We start from the raw sequence: 20,019 nt of genomic DNA, 5'->3' as shown, positions 1-20,019 counted from the left end.
AGTTAACACACTGAGTAGCCGTGTGCGGTGAAAGTCGCACGCACGGTTTCGGATGGGAGGGGAAGAGCAGTAACGCTCTCCTCGACCCTACCTTGATACAACGCGGTAGTCACTTTGCCAGCGTTCTGGGGTAAGGTTGCAGCGAACGTATCCCCGGTAAATACCGTCAAAGAATTTAGTATGGGGATTAAAAGAATTTTGTGGGGGATTAGGGGGTGTTTTCAAAGTCTTAGATCCCCCCAACTCCCCTTAAAAAGGCTTGCTCAGAGTCTCTTAAACTCCCTCTTTTTAAGGGGGATTTAGGGGGATCTAAAAACTTAGGAGGCTAAATGAGTAGTATGAAAACCGCCCTACACCCTAACCTAAACAGATCTGCCGCTACAAGCACTCTTGTCAAACCCTTTTCTAATTACGAATTACGAATTAGGTTAAAATCTGCCATTTCCCTGAACAATGTGCTTGACGGTGGTCAAGGTTTCTAGGCTGATAAATCCCCGCCGATGACCTTTTTGGTTAGACATGCCGAGAAATACTGAATCTCCCCGCGAGGGGTTGCGGGAAAAACGCGGGGAAGTGTTGATGTAGGTAGAGGCACTGGTAACTCCCAAGGCAAACTGCCGACTTTCCTGGTAAGATTCAGTAACGATGGAGTCGGCATGACCACTGCTGTGTTCATTAATCCAGGCGATCGCAGCCTCTAAGCTATCCACCAGTTTAAAAGCTACTGTCCTAGTTAAATATGGGTTTGCCCATTCTCTTTCCTTCACCAGCTGCAACTGGGGAAAGGCTTTTACTAGTTCTGCATCCCCTTTAATTTCAAAGCCTTTTTCCATCAAGCTGTTCCACAGAACGGCTATTGATGATGGCAAGGCTTGACGATGAATTAGCACCTTTTCAATGGCGTTGACTTGATCGGGTTCACTTTGATGACTATCAAGAATCATCCAGCGCACCATTTCCAAGCTGCTATTGGGCGACCAGTAGAGATAACAGTTACCCATTGCTGACTTTAAGACTGGGCAAGTTGACTGTCGTACTACCTGCTGCACTAAGCTAGAACGTCCGTAGGGAATCACTAAATTTACGTACTGATCTTGGGTGACTAAATCCCGAATTGAAGCACCATGTTCGGCTGTGATCAGTTCTACACAGCCCGGAGGTAATCCAACTTCCGCGATCGCACTTTGCAGTACCTCAGCGATCACCGCGTTAGAATGGCTAGCTTCAGTACTGCCTTTGAGAATTAGACAATTGCCAGTTTTAATACAAAAACCCGCTGCGATCGCTCCTAAATCGGGAAACGCTTCATAAATAAATCCAATCACTCCCAAGGGCATTAACTGGGTGTAACTTTGGGAATCTTCCAGTTGATAATCAGCGGTTCTGACGCGCCGCAGCGGATCTGATAATTCCCCCAACCGTTGTAAAATGTCCACTGTCATCTCTAGCCTTGTGGGAGTCAGCTTTAGCCAGTCCAATATCAACTCTGGCACTGCCATTTCCCGACTGGCTTCTAAATCCAAGGTATTGGCTTCTAGAATGTCGTCAAATGAGCGCTCAAGAGCCTGTGCCATCGCCAGTACTGCACGACTCCGGTCTGCTCCCTTTGTGATCCCCAACTTTAGGGAAGCTTGATAGGCTCGTTGGGCACTAGTAATCGGTTCGGGGTGGTCATCCAAAACTTCAACAGTCATTGAGTTAACGTCTGTAGGTAAGCCAGACCATTAGTGCTGGTAGGATAGCCAACAGCACCGCCACCATTGCCCAAGCAATAATGCTGGAACCATTTGCCAATCGCAGTGCTAATGGCAGCCATATAATCACTAGCACGAAAATAATGCCAAGTGCTATAGGCAGATAGCTTTCTCCCAAGCGGGGATGGACAACATGCCAACTATTTCCCATCCAACGCCAAGCCCGTTTGTAGGGATAGGTGGTAGAAAGCTGTTCTAGGACATGACCATTATCTTCTACTACAAAGATTTGCTGACAGCGATCGCAACCAAATGCTTCTGTCAGCGTAATCGGAATTAACTGACCCCGGCGACGACAAGGACAGGGGTATTCGGTATTGAAGTCGATTTTTTCGGGTTTTTGAGATTGCACAAGCGTTCTAATAACTTGAGCGTGTTTTACACAAACTGCGAGAATATGATCCCTTAATAAATGCCTTAGAGGCTTCTCTCTTTATGAAGATGGACAGGCAACTCAAACATCGCCATAATTGCAAACAGTTGATGCAGCCGACTATAAATATCCTAATTGCCATATTAGTACGGAGTTCTCTGTTTGTAGTCTTTCCCCGGAACTGGCAATCTTATTTAAAAATTTCCTTCTCTTCATTTGTCGCTTTAAAGGTAATGTGGTTGCGTTTTTGGGCATTTATTGTGCTGACACACCTGGTACAATTTTAAGGATACCTGGCAACCACTCCTAAAACAAATCGTTTGGGAAGGCTACGCTCATAAACAACAGACACCAACAAACCCGCTAATTTTCCTTTGGGTCACTATATATTACTATCCACTTATCAAAGTTAGATCGGGATTACGTCCAATCTTTATTCCTTGCAGTTCCCAAGCGTTTCAAAAGCGGGAATTCCCAAAAAATCCAGAGCGTGTGTCTGACTCTTTGGCCAAATAGATTGTGGCTAACTTCACTGCTAAAAGAGGCTTTGCACCTAACTACACTACTATGTTAACTAGCCACCTTTAGTCAAGTGTAATACACCCTACACAAAATGAATTGATTACACCTATAAAGATTGTAGCCAAGCTAATCCATATCTAGACTACTCTAAAGCTGGGTTTTATATTTCTTAGCAAGTGAGGAACGTGATTTGAGTGGGCGATATTCACATTGGGAGAGTAGACGATTTGTTTGCTCGATCTGTCCACATTGGGAGCGATTCACAACACCGGAGCGCGAATCGAGGAACACTTCAATGCACCTTAAAAATACTAAACCCCCTGGAGTTTTCGACTTCAAGAGGTTTTAGTTGGAAGCGGGTAACGCGATTCGAACGCGCGACATTCACCTTGGCAAGGTGACGCTCTACCACTGAGCTATACCCGCAATCAATCTCCGTATACCAATATCTCAGATTTATTCCTAATTGTCAACCCCTTAATTTAGTTATGAGTGCCGAGTTTTTTAACTCATAACTCAGCACTCATAACTCAGCACTCATCTAGCCCAATTCTTCTGACTCCGCAGTTAAATTGCCTATGCTGGCACTTTGAAAAGAGGCAGGCATTGACTGGCTATTACGAGAATATGGCTCTGCCAGGTTAGAACGCAGTTGCCGCATCAGGCTTGCCATTTCTAGGGCATTCATGGCATAATCCCAGCCATGATTACCTTTGATGCCTGCCCGTTCTAAGGCTTGCTGCATAGTGTCTACTGTCAAAATGCCAAAAATTACTGGTACTCCAGTTTGAAAGCTAGCGGCGGCAATGCCTTTAGAAACTTCTGAGGATACATAATCAAAATGGGGTGTTTGTCCTCGAATGACTGCACCTAGACAAATTACAGCATCATAACGATGGGAAAGTGCTAGTTGGCGAGCTACTAAAGGTACCTCAAAACTTCCCGGAACCCAAACATAGTCTACCTGATTACCTTGGGGGTTAGGGTCTACACCGTGGCGTTTCAAGCAATCTTGACATCCCTCTAGCAGCTTTCCGGTAACTAGGTCATTAAATCGACCAATCACCACTGCAAACCGCAAAGGCTCCGTTTGGGTAAAAGTTCCCTCGAAAACTGCCATGACTGCCTCTTAATCAACTATAGTTCTGGCCAATATACATTTCTTATTTAAATGTAGAGGAGCAGGAAAGCACGGTCAGAAAAAAGGAAATCGGAAAAAATTTCTCCTTTTTTCCTTTGGTCTTTGACCTTGGCTTTTCTGCTCCTCTAGTTCTTATATTATGTGCCTGCGCCAGAGTGAAGCCGTCGTCTACACGACAAAAAAGTTTAACAAACCAACTAAAAATACCAAACCAATCCAGACACCAGAGCCAACCCAGAGCAGTTTTTTAGATTCACCCCAATTTTGGGGAGTGGCGTAAGCAACAGGAACGCCCACTACCAGGACAAAAGACAACAGGACTAGACCTATCAAGGCAAATTGGAATATTATGGTCATTTTTGCTTCTCCCAATACAGCGAAATACTAAGGATAGAATATCGTGACATACTCCTACACTGATAGCAAGCTCTACAGTGTAAGCTTCTCAACCAATCCAGCTATTGCTTAGGAGGCGTTGAGCTTTGTTTTAAGTCCACGGAATGCCCTACCGCAGACTATGAATTTCTTACCTTGTACCCTACAAATTTTACTATCCTGGATGAAATGCTGGCATATTCGCGCTATTGGACAAACCAATCGGTAATTTGTATTAATCAAGATGTGCCGACTTACTTTCATGCTGTGCAACGGAGTCGCTTACCAATAGTCGTTATGCTACTGGACAGAGGCTTATCAGATACCAATGTGGGTGAAGTAAACCACAAGTATTTTACCAGAAAACACTTAGTGAACTACCCCGCCATCTTACGGCGGGGCTTCCCAATTCATCGGGAATAGCCTGTAAAACTCCGTAGCTCTATTGGTCTGACATTCCCTCCAAGGGCAGGAGTCCTGGTTCCCAAGACCCAAATCTTTTTCTTGCAACATCTACCTGTTAGCTTGGTTTTCGCTTGTGGCATTGATGGTCAAGACAGTACATATCTTACCAAAAAATCCTGGGGATTCGTCATGCATCCAAAATTTGTTTTTGCAAAGCAAAAAATCAATTCCAGATGCAATCCTCGTCCCCCGCTCACAATCCCCATCTTAGGGGTACCTTGAAGATGGGGAGTGCGATTCGTTAAATTGGCGAATCGTTGCCTACCCTTTTTCCTCAACGAGTAAGAGTCTTTATTAGTCAGGGGTGGGACTTCTTAACGCCCAAAAATTTATCCTCCGCTGCCCTACGGGTGAGATGTGGGGCAACTTTAAGTTTTAGCTAATGGCTAATGAACTATGGATTTAATTCTTTGCCACACAACAGCAGATTTTGACGCACTAGGAGCAGCAGTAGGGTTAACGCGCCTACTACCGGGAAGTAAGATTGTGCTGACTGGTGGTTCTCACCCTCCTGTACGGGATTTTTTGGCATTGCATCGGGATGAATATCCGCTGATTGAACGCCGTTCGGTGAATCCAGAAAAAATTCGTTCTCTGACTGTGGTGGATACGCAACAGCGCGATCGCTTGGGTAAAGCATCTGAGTGGTTAGATTTGCCCAATCTAAGAGAGATTATAGTTTATGACCATCACTTAGGACAAGAGTCAGATATTCTCGCCACGCGATCGCATATTTCCTCAGTGGGAGCCACTACAACTTTAATTGTGGAGCAATTGCAACAACAGCAAATTTCCCTGACTCCTGCCGAAGCAACTGTGATGGCTTTGGGTATCCATGTTGACACTGGCTCATTGACCTTTGACCAGTCTAAACCACGGGATGCTTTAGCTTTGGCTTGGTTGATGCAACAAGGTGCCAGTTTATCAGTAATTTCTACCTACCGTGACCCTGGCTTGTCTTTGCAATTGCAGCAGCTATTAACTGAGGCGCTGGAAAATTTAGAATATCTCTGTCTACATGGATATACGGTTGCTTGGGTAACTCTGAAAACAGATGGTTTTGTGCCAGGGCTATCGAGTCTGGCTTCGGAACTTGTGGAATTAACCGAAATTGATGCCATACTATTAGCCAATGAATATTCTTTGGGTGAAAGTGATTCCCGCTTAACTGTAATTGGGCGATCGCAAATTCCCAAAACAAATCTCAATCTATTATTCCAACTTCTGGGCGGCGGCGGTCATTCGCAAGCCGCATCGTTGAACCTACGCAAAGTAAATTCGCAGGCAATATTAAAACAACTCCTTGAGGGAGTAAAAGCACAAATTCCCCATCCCCCCACAGCTAGGGATTTGATGTCTTCTCCTGTCCGCACTATTCTGCCTGAAACCACAATTGCCGAAGCCCAGCGTATTTTATTACGCTATGGAAACTCTGGTTTATCTATAGTTGATGCTCAAAAGCAACTGGTAGGTATTATTTCGCGGCGGGATATTGATATCGCCTTGCATCACGGATTTAGTCATGCACCAGTCAAGGGTTACATGACAGTAAATCTTAAAACAATTACACCAGATACGACACTGCCAGAAATTGAAGCGCTAATGGTGACATACGATATTGGACGTTTGCCAGTATTGGAGAACGGTCAGTTAGTTGGTATTGTCAGCCGTACTGATGTATTGAGGGAATTACATCAAGAAAGAGAGGGGGAGAAGGGAAGAGGGAGAGAGAGGGAGACGAGAAGAGGAAGGGAAAGTAATCTTAGTCTCCCTCAATTGGAGAATAAACTTGCTCCGCAACTGTGGCAATTGCTCACCAAAGCATCAGCAGAGGCAGAAAAACGGGGTTGGCATCTTTATCTAGTAGGAGGTGCGGTGCGGGATTTGCTGTTAGCTGACGCCGCAGGCAGCTTGATGATTAAAGATATTGACTTAGTAGTTGATGGCTTTCATAAATCAGCAGATGTTGGTGCTGGTGTGGAACTAGCAAAGGCACTCCAACAACTTTACCCTGCGGCTCGCTTAGAAATCCACGGGGCTTTTCAAACTGCTGCTTTGCTGTGGCACAAAGACCCAGAATTAGATTCTTTATGGGTAGATATTGCCACCGCTAGAACAGAATTCTATCCTTATCCAGCAGCAAATCCAGAAGTTGAGGCGAGTTCTATTCGTCAAGACTTGTATCGTCGAGATTTTACCATCAATGCGATCGCCTTGCGCCTCACTACCCCCCGTGCTGGCGAATTACTTGACTTTTTTGGCGGGTTAATCGATTTACAAGCTAGGCAAATTCGGGTTTTACACGCCAATAGCTTTATCGAAGACCCCACCCGCATTTATCGTGGTGTGCGCTTTGCCGTGCGCTTTGGATTTCAGATTGAACCGCAAACTGAAGAGTTTATCCGCTATGCCATCAACAGTGGTGTTTACGATCGCACTGCTCAAGAGAATAGCAGAACTCCAGCCCTGCAAACTCGACTGAAAACAGAATTAAAGTACATCCTAGAAGCCCCCTACTGGAAATTGGCTTTGCAGTTACTCGATAATTTAGGGGCATTGCAGTGTATCCATCCTACCCTGAAGCTAGACGCAGAACTCCTGCGACAATTACGTTTGCTAGAACGCTGCTTGCGGCGATTTGACCCGCAACCAACCCTTATCCATTGGGAAATGCGCTTAGAAACGTTAATCGCCCACCTAGCAACACAATATCGGGCGAAAGTAGCAAAAAATCTGCAATTGCCAGAGGATAGCATTGCTAGGCTGAAGAACTTAGCTCAAGTGCAAACTGAGGTGATGACATTATTACCCAGTTTGCAACGCCCGAGTCAAGTAGTGCAGTTGCTGCGACACTATGATTTACCAATACTGATTTTAATCGCCGTGCAAAGTCCGCGAGAGATTAGACATCAAATTTGGGAATATTTCACTGTTTGGGCGAATGTGCAGCCACTATTGAATGGCAATGATTTAAAGAAACTTGGTTACAAACCAGGGCCCCAGTATCGGCAAATATTAGATGATGTACTTGCTGCTACCTTGGATGGAGTGATTAAAGATAACAGAGAAACTGAGGAATTTTTAGCCAAGCATTATCCCAAATAAATGCGCCATTTTCTTGGCGTCAAAAAATAAGATAATTTCTATTTTCACAGATAGCGCCTATGGCAACTCGAACCAGCTTGAGCAAAGCAAAACTGCTTTATTACCATCTGTTCCCCTGTATCAACTTTTGATGCTAGCCAAGTAATCCTTCCTCCTTCGCGATTACGTCCCAATTCTCGCAAAATTTGATAGCCGTGTTCGCTGAAATCTGAATAAGGATAGCTATTCATAAGTTCAAGGGCAATAAATAAAAGATGCCAAGTCTTTTGTGTATTACGCAAATACACTTAAATTAGCAGGGGTAAATCAATTAATCAATCTTTTTAAGATTAGTTATAGATGCGACACATCTCTATCCAAATTCCTCCTGAAACTCTTCCCTCTGCGTTCTCTGCGCCTCTGCGGTTAAAAATCTACCACAGAGGCGCAGAAAAAAAAGCGATGCGCGAATTCTATTCACCAAAGCAAAAGTCGCACATCGCCAACCCCAAATGTCTAACTCCCCAGCAGAAGCCGTAAAGCATACGGGCAAGTTATAATTCTCTTGCGGATCAACGTAACAAAAATTTATGAGTAACCCCCTTGTGCAAGCCTTTTTCGTAGGCAGAGCAGTAGCTGAAGTAGTTAATGAGCGTTTAGAGGTCGTCTTGACCGATGCTTTGAGTGATCTGGGCAAATTTGATGCGGAAGCTAGAGAGCAATTGCGCCAGTTTACAGAAGAAGTCCTAGAGCGGGCAAATCGGTCAGCAGAAGCGGCTAATGCTGGTCAACCTACTACAGGTAGTGGGCAAACCAGTTCTGATTCAGGTGACGTACAAGCAGATATTGATGAATTGCGAGCAGAAATTGCCCTGTTACGAACAGAATTGCAACATTATCGCAGAACTTCGGCATAAATTTAGTCATTAGTCATTTGCTCAAAGGACAAATGACACTTGATCAAAAACAGTTTAGGAATCAGAGTGTCTTTTCTTCCAAGTGATTCGGTTGCAAACCAACGGTACACAAAAGTATATGGAACAAGGTTATTCAGATAAGGCATACCGTTGGAATCGGGAAAAATACTCTAGCAGACGGCGTTTTGTGGACATTTGGTCTTTTGTCTTGACCTTATTGTTCAAACTTTGGCTATACAACAAATCTTGGAGTTATCCGGGTGGTGTGACTGAGGTAAAGCAAGCTGCAAGACGCAAAACCCAAGCGGTCTGGATTCGCAATACGCTGCTGGATTTAGGGCCAACCTTTATCAAAGTTGGGCAATTGTTTTCTACCCGTGCTGATATATTCCCTGGTGAATATGTAGAAGAATTAGCCAAGTTACAAGACAAAGTACCGGCATTTAGCTATGAGCAAGTAGAAGCGACCGTTGAGAAAGAACTAGGCAAGAAAATTCCTGAACTATTCCATAATTTTGAACCTATTCCCTTAGCTGCTGCTAGTTTGGGGCAAGTACACAAAGCTGTGCTGCATACTGGGGAATCGGTTGTTGTCAAGGTGCAACGTCCTGGACTAAAAAAGTTATTTGAAATAGATTTACAGATTCTCAAGGGAATTACCCGCTACTTTCAAAACCATCCCAAATGGGGACGGGGGCGAGATTGGTTGGGTATTTACGAAGAGTGTTGCCGCATTCTTTGGGAAGAGATTGATTATCTCAACGAAGGTCGTAATGCTGATACTTTTCGCCGGAACTTTCGCGGCTACGATTGGGTGAACGTCCCAAGAATATACTGGCGTTACGCCACGTCCAGAGTACTCACCTTGGAATATCTCCCTGGAATTAAAATTAGCCAATACGAAGCTTTAGAAGCAGCAGGTTTAGATCGAAAGGCGATCGCTCGTCAAGGCGCTCAAGCCTACTTAATACAGTTACTCAACAGTGGCTTTTTCCACGCCGACCCCCACCCAGGCAATATTGCCGTTAGTGCAAGTGGGGCTTTGATATTCTACGATTTCGGCATGATGGGGCGGATTAAAGCCAACGTGCGTGAAGGACTGATGCAAACCCTGTTTGGTATTGCCCAAAAAGATGGCGATCGCGTTGTTCAGTCTCTGATCGATTTAGGCGCGATCGCCCCAACGGATGACATCGGCCCAGTGCGGCGTTCCGTCCAGTACATGCTGGATCATTTCATGGATAAGCCCTTTGAAAATCAATCGGTCGCGGCAATCAGTGACGATCTTTACGAAATAGCTTATAATCAGCCATTTAGATTTCCAGCAACCTTCACTTTTGTGATGCGAGCCTTTTCTACTCTGGAAGGCGTAGGCAAAGGTTTAGATCCAGAGTTTAACTTTATGGAAGTTGCCAAACCATATGCAATGCAGCTTATGACCGATATGAATGGTTCTGAGGGGAATAGCTTTCTTAACGAATTAAGTCGTCAAGCAGCTCAGGTAAGTAGTACTGCGTTTGGTCTACCACGTAGGTTAGAGGATACGCTAGAGAAGCTAGAACGCGGAGATATGCGCTTGCGCGTTCGGTCTATAGAAACTGAACGGCTGTTGCGGCGGCAGAGCAGTATTCAGCTCTCAATAAGCTATGCTCTGTTAATCAGTGGTTTCACACTTTCAGCTACGATCTTAGTGGTTAACAATTATGTATGGTGGGCACTAGTGCCTGGTTTAATTGCAGCAGGGCTTTCAGTGATCGTGATCCGACTACTTTTACGCCTTGACCGTTACGATCGTATGTATTAATTGTTGCAAAAAAATTTATGAAACTTAATTTCACGGGTTTTAGCGATCCGGGACTTATTCGTTCTAATAATCAGGATGCTTACTATATCGACCCAGAGGGGCGGTTTTTCGTTGTCGCCGATGGTATGGGTGGTCATGCGGGAGGTGAGGAGGCAAGTCGGATTGCCACTAAGGAAATTCAGGCGTATTTGGTGGCAAATTGGCAATCTCCTAAGTCTTCCCAAGAATTGCTAGAGCAAGCTTTGTGGGGTGCCAATGAAGCGATTTTGCAGGATCAGCAAAATCATCCCGAACGCGCCGACATGGGTACAACGGTTGTAGCTGTAATTTTGCGCTCCCCAGAGTCGCCCTGGTGCGCTCATGTTGGCGATTCGCGGCTGTATCGCTTTCGGGAGTCGCAATTAGAACAGGTAACGGAAGACCACACTTGGGTAGCACGGGCAATCAAAATCGGTGACATCACCTTAGATGAAGCCCGATTACATCCTTTTCGTCATGTATTATCGCGCTGTTTGGGGCGTGAAGACTTGCATCAGATTGATGTGCAACCACTGGATGTAAAAGTTGGCGATCGCTTACTGTTATGTAGTGATGGTCTCACAGAAGAACTTGTCGAACAGAAGATTGCTAGCTGCCTCCAAGACACTCCTTGGCTTGATAAAGCCGCCATCTCTCTAGTTGAGGCTGCCAAAGAGCACGGAGGGCACGATAACATCACAGTTGTCATCGTCTCACTCGACTAAAAAGTTATGAGTCATTCAATTTTAGATTTTGAATTTTGGATTTTGGATTTTGGTGAAGCAGCCCGGTCTTCTCCCTACAGCCCTTCTCCTTTAGGAGACGCTCTTGCGTTCGGTCATCCTACGGCAGGCACTAGCCTCTCCCTTTGGAAGAAGGGGAGACGATGCCGCGCATCGCGCAGCGTAAAGCCTTCTCTTCTTAGGCTCCGCCAACGGGACGCTGCGCGAACAAGAGGCTTTTCTGCGACACGCTCTTGCTAGCTTGCTTAAGAGTAGGGGTACGCCAACGGCATAGCAACTCTTAGAGCGAGCCTGTGTCCCTTGCGCGTCTCGTAGAGAGCGTCTGGGGGTTTCCCCCACCAGCGACTGCACCAAGCCGAAGGGATTGAAGGAAAAATCTCAAATCTCAAATTAGCAAAGTTATTAGTTTTTACTCCTAACTCTTATTTGGTAGATATACTCAGCAATTTGTTCAGCGTGAGCATTTTTCCTTTTTACAATTTGATACAAATACTTTTAGCCTCCAAAGTGACTTAAGGAGGCTGAATTTGCATAAATTGATAAATTGACATCTTGCACGTAATAAGGTAAAGCGACTATAATTCACGCTTATTACCATTCATTCTCCAATCTCCTTAAAATCCCCACCCTCTGAAGCTTCCTCAATACTGGGGAAGACAGCATCTTAGTTTTATCTGTTTAAGAAAAAACTATTAGGGTTAAGGATAACACCTAAGCTTCTCCTCAAAGGAGAGTTGTGCAAAGCGGGAAGGAGTCAGGGAGGTAGTTATACTTAATCTGAGTTCAAACAGAACCTATTTTCCAGAATATGGTTCGCCTAACTTGGGTGGTATATCAATAGGGTTAGATGCAAGATATCAGAGCAGAAAAAGTCCCCGCTCAGGGTGTGGGCAATCTGTAAAACAATTGTTATCTTTCTTAATACGGAGGAACAAATGTTGGACAGATATAAGTCCAAATATCATCCCATTTGGACTTCTGTGAGCGATATCATCTTTACGCGTTGTTTTTTCGGAGTTAACTATGAACCAACCAATGAAACTATCCTTGGAACAGCAATTCAGTATCTGCTCATTTGCTACTCAGGTGCAAAATATGAGCCACGATCAAGCTAAAGACTTTTTGGTCAAGCTCTATGAGCAAATGGTAGTGCGCGAGGCAACTTATCAAGAGCTTCTTAAGCACCAGTGGGGCTTAGATTCCGGTTCCACTATGGCATAGAGTCGTTCTACTGTCGCAGTGGGCGACCTCCTTCTCTTGCTTGGTTCCAAGGAGGAAAACAGCTGGGGATGTCGGGGCGTCAACTTCGATAACTAATTCCACAAGAGCGGCACAAAAGTTAAATTCACAAAATTAACTAAGAATGAGTAAACATTATCTATGGCACATCTGCTGGATTCTAGACTTAGCTTTAGCTTTGTAGGCTAAACTAGCTGTTTGCTTTAGCCAAACTTATTTTTGTTCTGTCTAGTGTAAGAATTACACCTGCGTAAATTTGCAATCCCCCAGAATATGTACACAGCAAGACTCACAGAGAATTTAGATCGCCCTATTTTAGGAGTTAGTCATTTCACTCTTTATACATATAACTAGAACTTACATCTTTATATATATTTTGTTTATAAAAGTTTACATTCTTTGAGTGACCACCCCTTAGTTCCATCTAAAACACGTAACATTAATTAAGAAATTATGCCTAACTGGAAAGATCGTATGGAGAATCTGTATCAATACTTTCCAGTTTTGCCAGAATTTGAGGCTTAATCTTTTCGTACTCGCTTTTGAGTAAGCTTTTACTAATTTGCGGGTCGGCAGAGGATATCAACGTATTGCTCATTGCGACCCACTCTTGCAGTCGTTGGCGCTGGGCAGAAGCAACGCTGGAAAGTAAGATATGGGTACAGCGATTTGGTGTTTCTCGTGCAAAGAACAACAGGCGGTAGTAACCTGTATGCTGTAATAACCGGGTAATTTCTTGACCAAGACTGGTTTTGAGATCAAGGTAATAAGGTAACCATTTAGCGCCATATTTGCGGTTGTAGATGACAGTAATCCATAGCAGCATGGGATGAGGAATAGAGATGAAAAGAAATTGGTTATAGCGGGTACAGAGTAAGCGCTTTTGAATTTCTTCTTGCGGTAGCATCACCCACAGAGCTGGTAAAACCTCTCCATTGGCGTTAATGGTCTGCGGAAAGACAATATCGGCAATAGGTTTATTTTGGGGCCAAGAAATGGCACGAGCGATTTCATCGTTTGACCAGGATGCCCGCAAATCGGCTTTTGTCTTTTGTTCAAGCTCAGTGCTAACTGTAGTTGCAGGAACTAGGGCATGGCTGTCCTGCTTAATTTTGCGTGTATGTTCAGGCTTTTCTAGAGATGCTAAAACCTTAAGAATTTCAGTGATGGTTTGGGGGCGATCGCGTGCTACTTTAGCTAGACAACTCATCACCAAATTTTCGATTTTTTTTGGTAGTTCTAATCCCGGCGCAACCTCAGCAAAAGAACGTGGTTTTTGATAATGATGTGTTTTATACCATGCTCCAAAAGAGTGAGTTGGTGCCACCAGTGGCATTTTGCCTGTGAGCATCTCAAACATCATGACGCCCAAACTATAAATATCAGCACGGTTGTCTAATTCTTTACCTTCCATCTGTTCGGGAGAAGAATAAGCCAATGTCCCCAAATAGAATTTTGTATGGTCGCCATCTGACTGTAATAACTTAGCAATACCAAAATCTAGAACCTTGACCAATTCTCCAAAACTGGGATCTTGAATCACCAGCATATTGCTTGGCTTGACATCGCGATGGATAATTGGGCAAATAGTGCCCTCAACTAGAATGCCATCATGAGCGCACTGTAACCCCAGGCTGAGTTGACGCGCCATACTCAGGAATCTTGGTAAAGGCAGTCGTTGCTTGCGAATAATATTGTTCAGGCTTTGTCCTTGTAGGTATTCCATGACGTAGAACGGGGTGTTATTGTCATCTACGCCATAGTCCATAACTCGGACAATGTGGATGCTTTTTTGCCCTAGTAAAGCACAGGTTTTTGCTTCTCGCTCAAAGCGGTCTTGCAATCGCATCTTTTCATTTTGGATTGATAGCGCGAGAAACTTAACCGCAACAGGTACACCTCCCAACAAAGTATCTTTGGCACGATAAACCCGACCCATTGCTCCAGTACCGATTAACTCCTGGAGTTGGTAGCGTTTGCTGAGTAAGCGACCAATGTTGGGGTCTGACATAGAGAATTTGAATCCAAAAGCAGGTTGTAAGTGTTTGGGAGGAAAAGTGCATTCAAACTGATATCTGAATTATTGCGCCCAGAAATGACTTTATAGGCTCGTACCGCAAGGCAGAAGGCGGAAATCAAAAAGCTTATAGGGTAGGCTTTTGGGCGATTTCCAATCGTTGCTCTATTTAGGAAGTGCTGTACTAGCTTTTTTCAGTCCTCTAAAAGAGGATTGAAATCATTCTCTGGCAGTTTGCAAGCGAGACGGTTATTACAACTGGTGCAATATACCAGATTAAACAAGCAGAAAGGGTAGATTTATCATGACGCTTTGTACCATTTTACACTTTCATTGTGGTGTAGTTTTAGTTTGCCCAATTTTGACTAAATAGATAACTCTAGGATCTACCAAAAACCTTAATTAGGCAGTACCACACTCACCACAGAGTTCTGATAACTGAGTAATAGAGTCCGGAGTTTTGAATCTCAATAAAGCCTGAGGGGGCGACATGAAGCCCTACTGGGCAGATTTTATAAGCTCTAAGCCCTCATGCCTCGTAAATAATGCTCTAGCTTATTAGGATTTATAACTGTTATTTTAGTGGTCAATGACCCACAACTAAAGTTTTGCTTGATCAGCAATTTCTTCCTACCTCCAGCAAGACTATCCTTTGCCTTTGTTTTGTAAGTAGGGATAATGACAGATACTTATTGCCTGACCAGTTGTTTAACCTTCTGGCTTATTCTGACTACTAACGAATGTATTATTTCTTGATAATGCTGTGATTTGGGACTCCGGTTTTGTTAATGAAAACTTTTTAAGATCAAAGCCTTATTGGACAAATCTTTTAGTCTCAGTATGTTGATCATTATTAAAGTCTGATTTCTATAGCTATAGTATTAATTGATAGTTTTTCGTTTTGTATGTAGGTTATAAGACATGTCAAAAACTGATTTATTACCCTTTATATAGTATTGAATTCGACGTTCGATAATATTGTTAAATCGGGAAATAAAATCATAAAAAAAGTATGGATTTTTTATAATCTCTGTCAATGCTGTTAACCATTTACCTTGCTTTATAAGCACTACGACTTGAAAGTAAGCTAGATTTTTCTGATAAACTGCAAGATTATGAGACAGTGCACGCATTAAAGCTGGATTATTTTTTACAACGTCTTGTTGAATGAAAGAATTAGTAGCTATACAGCATTGATTTAGACGTGACAATATGCTTTGACGTACAAGAGAAATAGGGCGTGAGCGGTAGAAATAATAGGGTTTTGGCACAAGAAAAAAGCGAGCGCCATTGATTAAGCATTTTAGATCAAGCCAAAAGTCCTCAGCTATGCTGACGGTTTCATCGTACAGAATGCCGTGCTTAACCAGAAATTCTCGTTTGAATATAGGCTTGCTTAAACCAAGACGCAACCCTGCTTGTCCATAGACATCAGTTTCCACAAAAGAAACGAGATCAATTTGGAGAATTTTATCTATATCTTCTCCACTTTCTTGAATCAATGTACTCCAAGCAGATGTTGCACCATCTTTGATTAAATAAAGATCGTCAGCAATCATGTCTGCATTTGTTTCCTCTGCCAGCAACACAAGCTTTTCTAATCTTTCTGGAGCATACCAGTCATCTGAATCAAGAACAGCAATCCATTCTCCTTGGGCTGCTCTGAGGGCACGATTACGCGCAGCAGAAACCCCAAGGTTTTGTTGATTAACTATTACTTTCAGACGTTGGTCAGTAAAACTTTTAGCGACTTCTACAGTTTTATCACTTGAACCATCATCGACGATGATAACTTCAATATCAGTGAGCGTTTGCTCTAAGGCTGACTCTATTGCCTTCGCAATATAAGCTTCAGTATTGTAAGCAGGGATAATTACAGAGACTTTAGGATTCACGAAACTGAACTCCAGATTACATGGTTAGGTAAGAATGCTAAAATCCTGACGATAATTTGATAAATTCTTTTTTACTATAGCAATCCTAAATCATTCCTACAGAGGAAAAATCTGAAAAACTAATAAATACGTATTTTTATCTCCGTATTTTATCACGATTTAATTTAATTCGGATTGCTATATACAACTCAATAGGTCGGTGAGAATAAACGATGACTCCTTAAGGTCAGGCATGAGACATTTAACTTAGGAAACCAGTGCGTTGCCAGAGTTGTTTGAGCGATTGGCTTCCAGTCTAAACACACAGCGCTTAGGTTGACTGGCGCTCTAGGCTAGCTTCCATTGTGTTAGTTAAAAAATGACCAGCCAAGATACCGCTACTGAGATAGTATGTATCTTGCGAAACCCGGTGCAGGGTTTCAAAGCCACTACGACGCTGACGATCGCCTAGTACCCAGTAACGCTGCACAATAGTATCTAGACCAATCCAGCCTTCGCCTTCAACCTGCCCTAAAAGATTATGTTGTAGTAAAAAAGTATACTGACGCTCTCCCTCATGTAATCGCCCCTTGTATTGTAGAGAGATTTCGGAGCGATCGCTACCAGGAAATATCAGTTTTGTGGCCATAGTGAACCAGTTATCTCGATTCCAAGCTACCAAGGTCATACCCTTGACGCTGATTGGCATACCATTACGTTCCAGCCAATTTCCTTGCATTGCCCAGCGTCCTGGTTCTAATAAAAAAGTATGAGCCACCTTATATATTCCCTGTCTTGATCGAGTGCCGCCAAGACTACAGTTATAGCAGTGCTGAGTTCCGTTAGCGGATAGCTATGGTTTGGCCCGTGCTGAATACTGAGTCATAACCTTGGTGAATTTCTCCCAAAAGCACTTCTTGAGGTGCCCCAGTGGCAGTAGGTAGGTTGCCAGGAATACCCAAATGTCGCCAGTAGGCTAAAACTGCAAAGGCGATCGCTTCTTTAAAATCTGCACTCAAGCCGACTTCATCTGTAGTTAAGACTGGTATTGATGTCAACAACAACTCTAATCGACGTTTCAAATAGAGATTGCGACTACCACCGCCACATAATAGTACCCGTTGTGGCATTTCCGGCAAAAAAGTGCGGTAACTATGAACAATTGAAGCAGCTGTAAGTTCCGTGAGAGTTGCCAGCACGTCGGCAGGATTGAGTTGGTATGCTTGGGCATCTTTTAAACACTGACGCAGGTAAGTCACACCAAATAACTCTCGACCAGTAGATTTTGGTGGCGGCAGATGAAAATAGTCTTGGTTGAGCCATTGTTCTACCAATGGATGGCAAGGAGTACCACTCGCTGCCCAATTGCCATCTTCATCGTAAGTTTTAGCACCAGCGCTTAAATGCTCCACCGCCAGATCCAACAGACTATTTCCTGGGCCAGTATCCCAAGCGCGAATTTTTGAGAGCCAGTCGCCATGCCGAGGCGGAATATAAGCAACATTACCAATACCACCAATATTTTGAATACAACGCCCCTCCTGGGGATGACTGAGTAAATAGGCATCTACTCTTGGCACGAGAGGCGCACCATGTCCACCAATAGCGATATCAGCAACGCGGAAGTTGCTCACAGTTGTAATACCCGTAAGATGGACAATTAATGCACCGCGCCCTAGTTGCAGACTATAACCCAAGGGAGTGCTGTTAGCGGATAGCTGTTGTTTAGCCCGTGAGAAGTCAGAAATTAAGATTTCTCTGCTCCCCTGCTCCCCTTGCTCCTCTGCTCCCCTGCTCCCCTTGCTCCTCTGCTCCCCTGTTCGCCCAGGTGGTCGATGATAAACCGTCTGACCGTGGGAGCCAATGAGAGTGGCTGGGGGATGACCAATTTGAATATTTTGGGCGGCTTGAGCAAAGACTTGAGCGATCGCATCATCTATTTCTGCCAATTCTGCCATTGAGATGGCAACGCCTGCACCAATTGCCAATATTCTTTCTCTGAGTTCGGCTGGATAGGGATATGTTGCCCCGGCTAGCAACTCAACTTTGAGATCCAAGTCTGTACCGGAAATCTCTACGAACGCAGCGTCTATGCCATCTACGGATGTGCCACTAATTAAACCGATAACGCGAGTAGGAATAGCAGCTTCTTCAGTCGGATGCATTGATAAAGATTCTTTTGTTGATTGCAAGAGGTAGTTTAATTCATGTTACTACCCATGTCAAAACAAACTAAGGTGGCATCGTTGACTGGGGAAAGATGAATAGGCAGAGCAAGGGAAGAATGTCAAAACCAATAGCAATGACCACGAATCTATTTCTATTTATCAAGAAACAGAATTCTCAAAGACTGTCCGTTATCTTTATTAGTCCTTAACAAGGACAACATCCGAAGATACAAATTCTTAATATGCATGGTCTAACTTTACAACCTTTTTATCTTCAGATAAAGAACAGAAGCTCCATCCACTTTTTCGTCAAGTAAAACTACTTATTTAGCTTATAAATAGAGCAAAATATTTCCCAAGTATATGAATTTATCGGCAAATGCAAATCCAGTAATTTCATCCTGTTATTTCTTCGAGAAGACATTACATAATGAATTCAAATCGCACAACGAATTTATCAACAAGGAAAATTACAGGTTCCCCAAATTATGTCTCTTAAAAAAATTGCTTGCATCGCTGCTCTATCTTTATCTGCAATCTCCTCATTTATCTATGCGGGTTCTGCCCAGGCTATTTCCTTTCAGGTGGACACAGGGATTGCAGGGCCTAATGGAGAAACTAACCAAGGTGCTTTTTCTGAGTTTAGTCAGCTTCCAGGAACGACAACTATTAACTTCAATAATGGTCAAGCACCAACCACTGGTTTCGCTAAGTACTCATTTGAAAACGGTCAAAGCAGCAGTGTTAGGTCAGATGTATGGGCACCTGCCGGGGCAAACGGAGAAGTTAATAACTCCAGCTATCTGGCAGTTTTCAACGGTGATAAAGTCACAATTAGCCTTGACAATTACCTCAATTATTTTGGTATTGACTGGGGAGCTATCAGTGCCAATAACACCTTCTCCTTCTATAATGGCGATGCTCTGATCAAATCATTTTCAACTAAGGATGTAGACTCAGTTGTTCCAATTCATGCGTCACAGCATGGTGGTCAAGGAAATGGCTACCTTCACTTCTACTCCGATAGTAGCAACGATATTTTCAACAAGATTGTCATCTCCCAAGCAAGTACAGATGGTGGTGGATTTGAAAGCGACAACCATTCTTTCCATTTTGGAACTGACAGATTTACAGGTTTTGACCCTAAATCTGTTCCTGAGCCTAGTGTTACTTTAGGTATGCTGGCTGTAGGTGGGATGTTTCTCCGCAAGCGTAAGAACGAGAAGTTGCAAAGCGTAAAGCAATCTTATTAAAGACACCAATTCTAGCTCGGTAAGATTTGCCTGATTTTCTCTATGCCCTACTTCCAGGCTCCACGTTCGCGTAGTATGCCGTAGGCGGATTTTAAAAGTTCTAGTGAAAAGTCAACATAAAATACAATTTAGGGCGAGTTTACCTAAGTAAGCTCGCCCTAATTCATTTGCCATTTATTTTATGATTCAGCCGCTCTACAAGACTTGGATAAAGTTGGACAATGGCCGGATTGCCTCCTGCTTCAGCTTGGAGATGTTGGCATTACCCAGTT

General features: G+C 43.6%; 17 protein-coding genes and 1 tRNA gene. 8 read left to right on the top strand and 10 right to left on the bottom strand.

Annotated elements, in window-relative coordinates; all coding sequences use genetic code 11:
- Positions 1-428: 428 nt before the first annotated feature.
- The 5 genes from V7K30_RS23225 to psbZ form a co-directional block, all read right to left on the bottom strand.
- A complete protein-coding gene (locus V7K30_RS23225) occupies positions 429-1,694 on the bottom strand; it encodes a glutamate-5-semialdehyde dehydrogenase (protein WP_335003272.1) in 1,266 nt (421 codons plus the stop codon).
- 4 nt (positions 1,695-1,698) lie between these two features.
- Entirely contained in the window at positions 1,699-2,106 is a 408-nt protein-coding gene (locus V7K30_RS23220) for a hypothetical protein (RefSeq protein WP_094348002.1), read from the bottom strand.
- An 897-nt stretch (positions 2,107-3,003) separates the two neighbouring features.
- Positions 3,004-3,075, bottom strand: a tRNA-Gly gene (locus V7K30_RS23215).
- 115 nt (positions 3,076-3,190) lie between these two features.
- A complete protein-coding gene (ribH, locus tag V7K30_RS23210) occupies positions 3,191-3,769 on the bottom strand; it encodes a 6,7-dimethyl-8-ribityllumazine synthase (RefSeq protein WP_335003270.1) in 579 nt (192 codons plus the stop codon).
- 189 nt (positions 3,770-3,958) lie between these two features.
- Positions 3,959-4,147: a photosystem II reaction center protein PsbZ gene (gene psbZ, locus V7K30_RS23205; protein WP_179068007.1), complete on the bottom strand. Its 189-nt coding sequence runs from the start codon at positions 4,145-4,147 to the stop codon at positions 3,959-3,961.
- A gap of 207 nt (positions 4,148-4,354) precedes the next feature.
- Here psbZ and V7K30_RS23200 point away from each other — a divergent pair, with 207 nt between their 5' ends.
- Together V7K30_RS23200 and V7K30_RS23195 are read left to right on the top strand one after the other, a co-directional pair.
- Positions 4,355-4,588, top strand: coding sequence for a hypothetical protein (locus V7K30_RS23200; protein ID WP_335003268.1), 234 nt, complete (start codon positions 4,355-4,357; stop codon positions 4,586-4,588).
- A 438-nt stretch (positions 4,589-5,026) separates the two neighbouring features.
- Entirely contained in the window at positions 5,027-7,735 is a 2,709-nt protein-coding gene (locus V7K30_RS23195; RefSeq protein ID WP_335003266.1) for a CBS domain-containing protein, read from the top strand.
- 44 nt (positions 7,736-7,779) lie between these two features.
- Here the strand turns inward: V7K30_RS23195 and V7K30_RS23190 are convergent, their stop codons facing one another.
- Positions 7,780-7,965: a hypothetical protein gene (locus V7K30_RS23190; RefSeq protein ID WP_335003264.1), complete on the bottom strand. Its 186-nt coding sequence runs from the start codon at positions 7,963-7,965 to the stop codon at positions 7,780-7,782.
- Between the two features lie 109 nt (positions 7,966-8,074).
- Here V7K30_RS23190 and V7K30_RS23185 point away from each other — a divergent pair, with 109 nt between their 5' ends.
- The 5 genes from V7K30_RS23185 (at position 8,075) to V7K30_RS23165 (ending at position 12,417) form a co-directional block, all read left to right on the top strand.
- The gene (locus tag V7K30_RS23185; protein WP_335003262.1) at positions 8,075-8,254 is read left to right on the top strand and encodes a hypothetical protein; all 180 of its coding nucleotides are present in this window, start codon (positions 8,075-8,077) and stop codon (positions 8,252-8,254) included.
- A gap of 50 nt (positions 8,255-8,304) precedes the next feature.
- The gene (locus V7K30_RS23180) at positions 8,305-8,631 is read left to right on the top strand and encodes a DUF6825 family protein (RefSeq protein WP_335003260.1); all 327 of its coding nucleotides are present in this window, start codon (positions 8,305-8,307) and stop codon (positions 8,629-8,631) included.
- Positions 8,632-8,749: 118 nt separating this feature from the next.
- On the top strand, positions 8,750-10,435 hold the full coding sequence (locus V7K30_RS23175; RefSeq protein ID WP_335003291.1) for an ABC1 kinase family protein: 1,686 nt from the start codon (positions 8,750-8,752) through the stop codon (positions 10,433-10,435).
- A gap of 17 nt (positions 10,436-10,452) precedes the next feature.
- Positions 10,453-11,178 carry a Stp1/IreP family PP2C-type Ser/Thr phosphatase gene (locus tag V7K30_RS23170; RefSeq protein ID WP_335003258.1) on the top strand — a complete coding sequence of 242 codons (726 nt, stop codon included), beginning with the start codon at positions 10,453-10,455 and terminating at the stop codon, positions 11,176-11,178.
- Positions 11,179-12,219: 1,041 nt separating this feature from the next.
- Positions 12,220-12,417, top strand: coding sequence for an NblA/ycf18 family protein (locus V7K30_RS23165; protein ID WP_041565841.1), 198 nt, complete (start codon positions 12,220-12,222; stop codon positions 12,415-12,417).
- A 475-nt stretch (positions 12,418-12,892) separates the two neighbouring features.
- Here the strand turns inward: V7K30_RS23165 and V7K30_RS23160 are convergent, their stop codons facing one another.
- From V7K30_RS23160 to V7K30_RS23145, 4 genes are all read right to left on the bottom strand, one after another.
- Complete coding sequence (locus V7K30_RS23160; RefSeq protein WP_335003256.1) at positions 12,893-14,446, bottom strand: serine/threonine-protein kinase; 1,554 nt, start codon at positions 14,444-14,446, stop codon at positions 12,893-12,895.
- 887 nt (positions 14,447-15,333) lie between these two features.
- Positions 15,334-16,347, bottom strand: coding sequence for a glycosyltransferase family 2 protein (locus V7K30_RS23155; RefSeq protein ID WP_335003254.1), 1,014 nt, complete (start codon positions 16,345-16,347; stop codon positions 15,334-15,336).
- A 310-nt stretch (positions 16,348-16,657) separates the two neighbouring features.
- On the bottom strand, positions 16,658-17,104 hold the full coding sequence (locus V7K30_RS23150) for a hypothetical protein (RefSeq protein ID WP_335003252.1): 447 nt from the start codon (positions 17,102-17,104) through the stop codon (positions 16,658-16,660).
- Positions 17,105-17,168: 64 nt separating this feature from the next.
- Positions 17,169-18,491 (bottom strand): anhydro-N-acetylmuramic acid kinase, encoded by a 1,323-nt coding sequence (locus V7K30_RS23145; protein WP_335003250.1) that lies wholly within the window; start codon positions 18,489-18,491, stop codon positions 17,169-17,171.
- Between the two features lie 491 nt (positions 18,492-18,982).
- On the opposite strand from V7K30_RS23145, the gene V7K30_RS23140 reads away from it, so the two are divergent.
- Complete coding sequence (locus V7K30_RS23140; protein ID WP_335003249.1) at positions 18,983-19,747, top strand: Npun_F0296 family exosortase-dependent surface protein; 765 nt, start codon at positions 18,983-18,985, stop codon at positions 19,745-19,747.
- Positions 19,748-20,019: the final 272 nt, after the last annotated feature.

Origin of the sequence: Nostoc sp. (genome assembly GCF_036917655.1) — a bacterium.
Lineage (GTDB): Bacteria > Cyanobacteriota > Cyanobacteriia > Cyanobacteriales > Nostocaceae > Nostoc.
Note: the sequence above shows the minus strand (reverse complement) of the source record. Positions and strands in the feature narration are given on the sequence as shown.

Coding starts and splice junctions, on each gene's coding strand:
- V7K30_RS23165 (WP_041565841.1), top strand. CDS start 12,220: ATGAACCAACCAATGAAACTATCCTTGGAACAGCAATTCAGTATCTGC.
- V7K30_RS23225 (WP_335003272.1), bottom strand. CDS start 1,694: ATGACTGTTGAAGTTTTGGATGACCACCCCGAACCGATTACTAGTGCC.
- psbZ (WP_179068007.1), bottom strand. CDS start 4,147: ATGACCATAATATTCCAATTTGCCTTGATAGGTCTAGTCCTGTTGTCT.
- V7K30_RS23195 (WP_335003266.1), top strand. CDS start 5,027: ATGGATTTAATTCTTTGCCACACAACAGCAGATTTTGACGCACTAGGA.
- V7K30_RS23180 (WP_335003260.1), top strand. CDS start 8,305: ATGAGTAACCCCCTTGTGCAAGCCTTTTTCGTAGGCAGAGCAGTAGCT.
- V7K30_RS23140 (WP_335003249.1), top strand. CDS start 18,983: ATGTCTCTTAAAAAAATTGCTTGCATCGCTGCTCTATCTTTATCTGCA.
- ribH (WP_335003270.1), bottom strand. CDS start 3,769: ATGGCAGTTTTCGAGGGAACTTTTACCCAAACGGAGCCTTTGCGGTTT.
- V7K30_RS23185 (WP_335003262.1), top strand. CDS start 8,075: ATGCGACACATCTCTATCCAAATTCCTCCTGAAACTCTTCCCTCTGCG.
- V7K30_RS23190 (WP_335003264.1), bottom strand. CDS start 7,965: ATGAATAGCTATCCTTATTCAGATTTCAGCGAACACGGCTATCAAATT.
- V7K30_RS23145 (WP_335003250.1), bottom strand. CDS start 18,491: ATGCATCCGACTGAAGAAGCTGCTATTCCTACTCGCGTTATCGGTTTA.
- V7K30_RS23175 (WP_335003291.1), top strand. CDS start 8,750: ATGGAACAAGGTTATTCAGATAAGGCATACCGTTGGAATCGGGAAAAA.
- V7K30_RS23160 (WP_335003256.1), bottom strand. CDS start 14,446: ATGTCAGACCCCAACATTGGTCGCTTACTCAGCAAACGCTACCAACTC.
- V7K30_RS23170 (WP_335003258.1), top strand. CDS start 10,453: ATGAAACTTAATTTCACGGGTTTTAGCGATCCGGGACTTATTCGTTCT.
- V7K30_RS23200 (WP_335003268.1), top strand. CDS start 4,355: ATGCTGGCATATTCGCGCTATTGGACAAACCAATCGGTAATTTGTATT.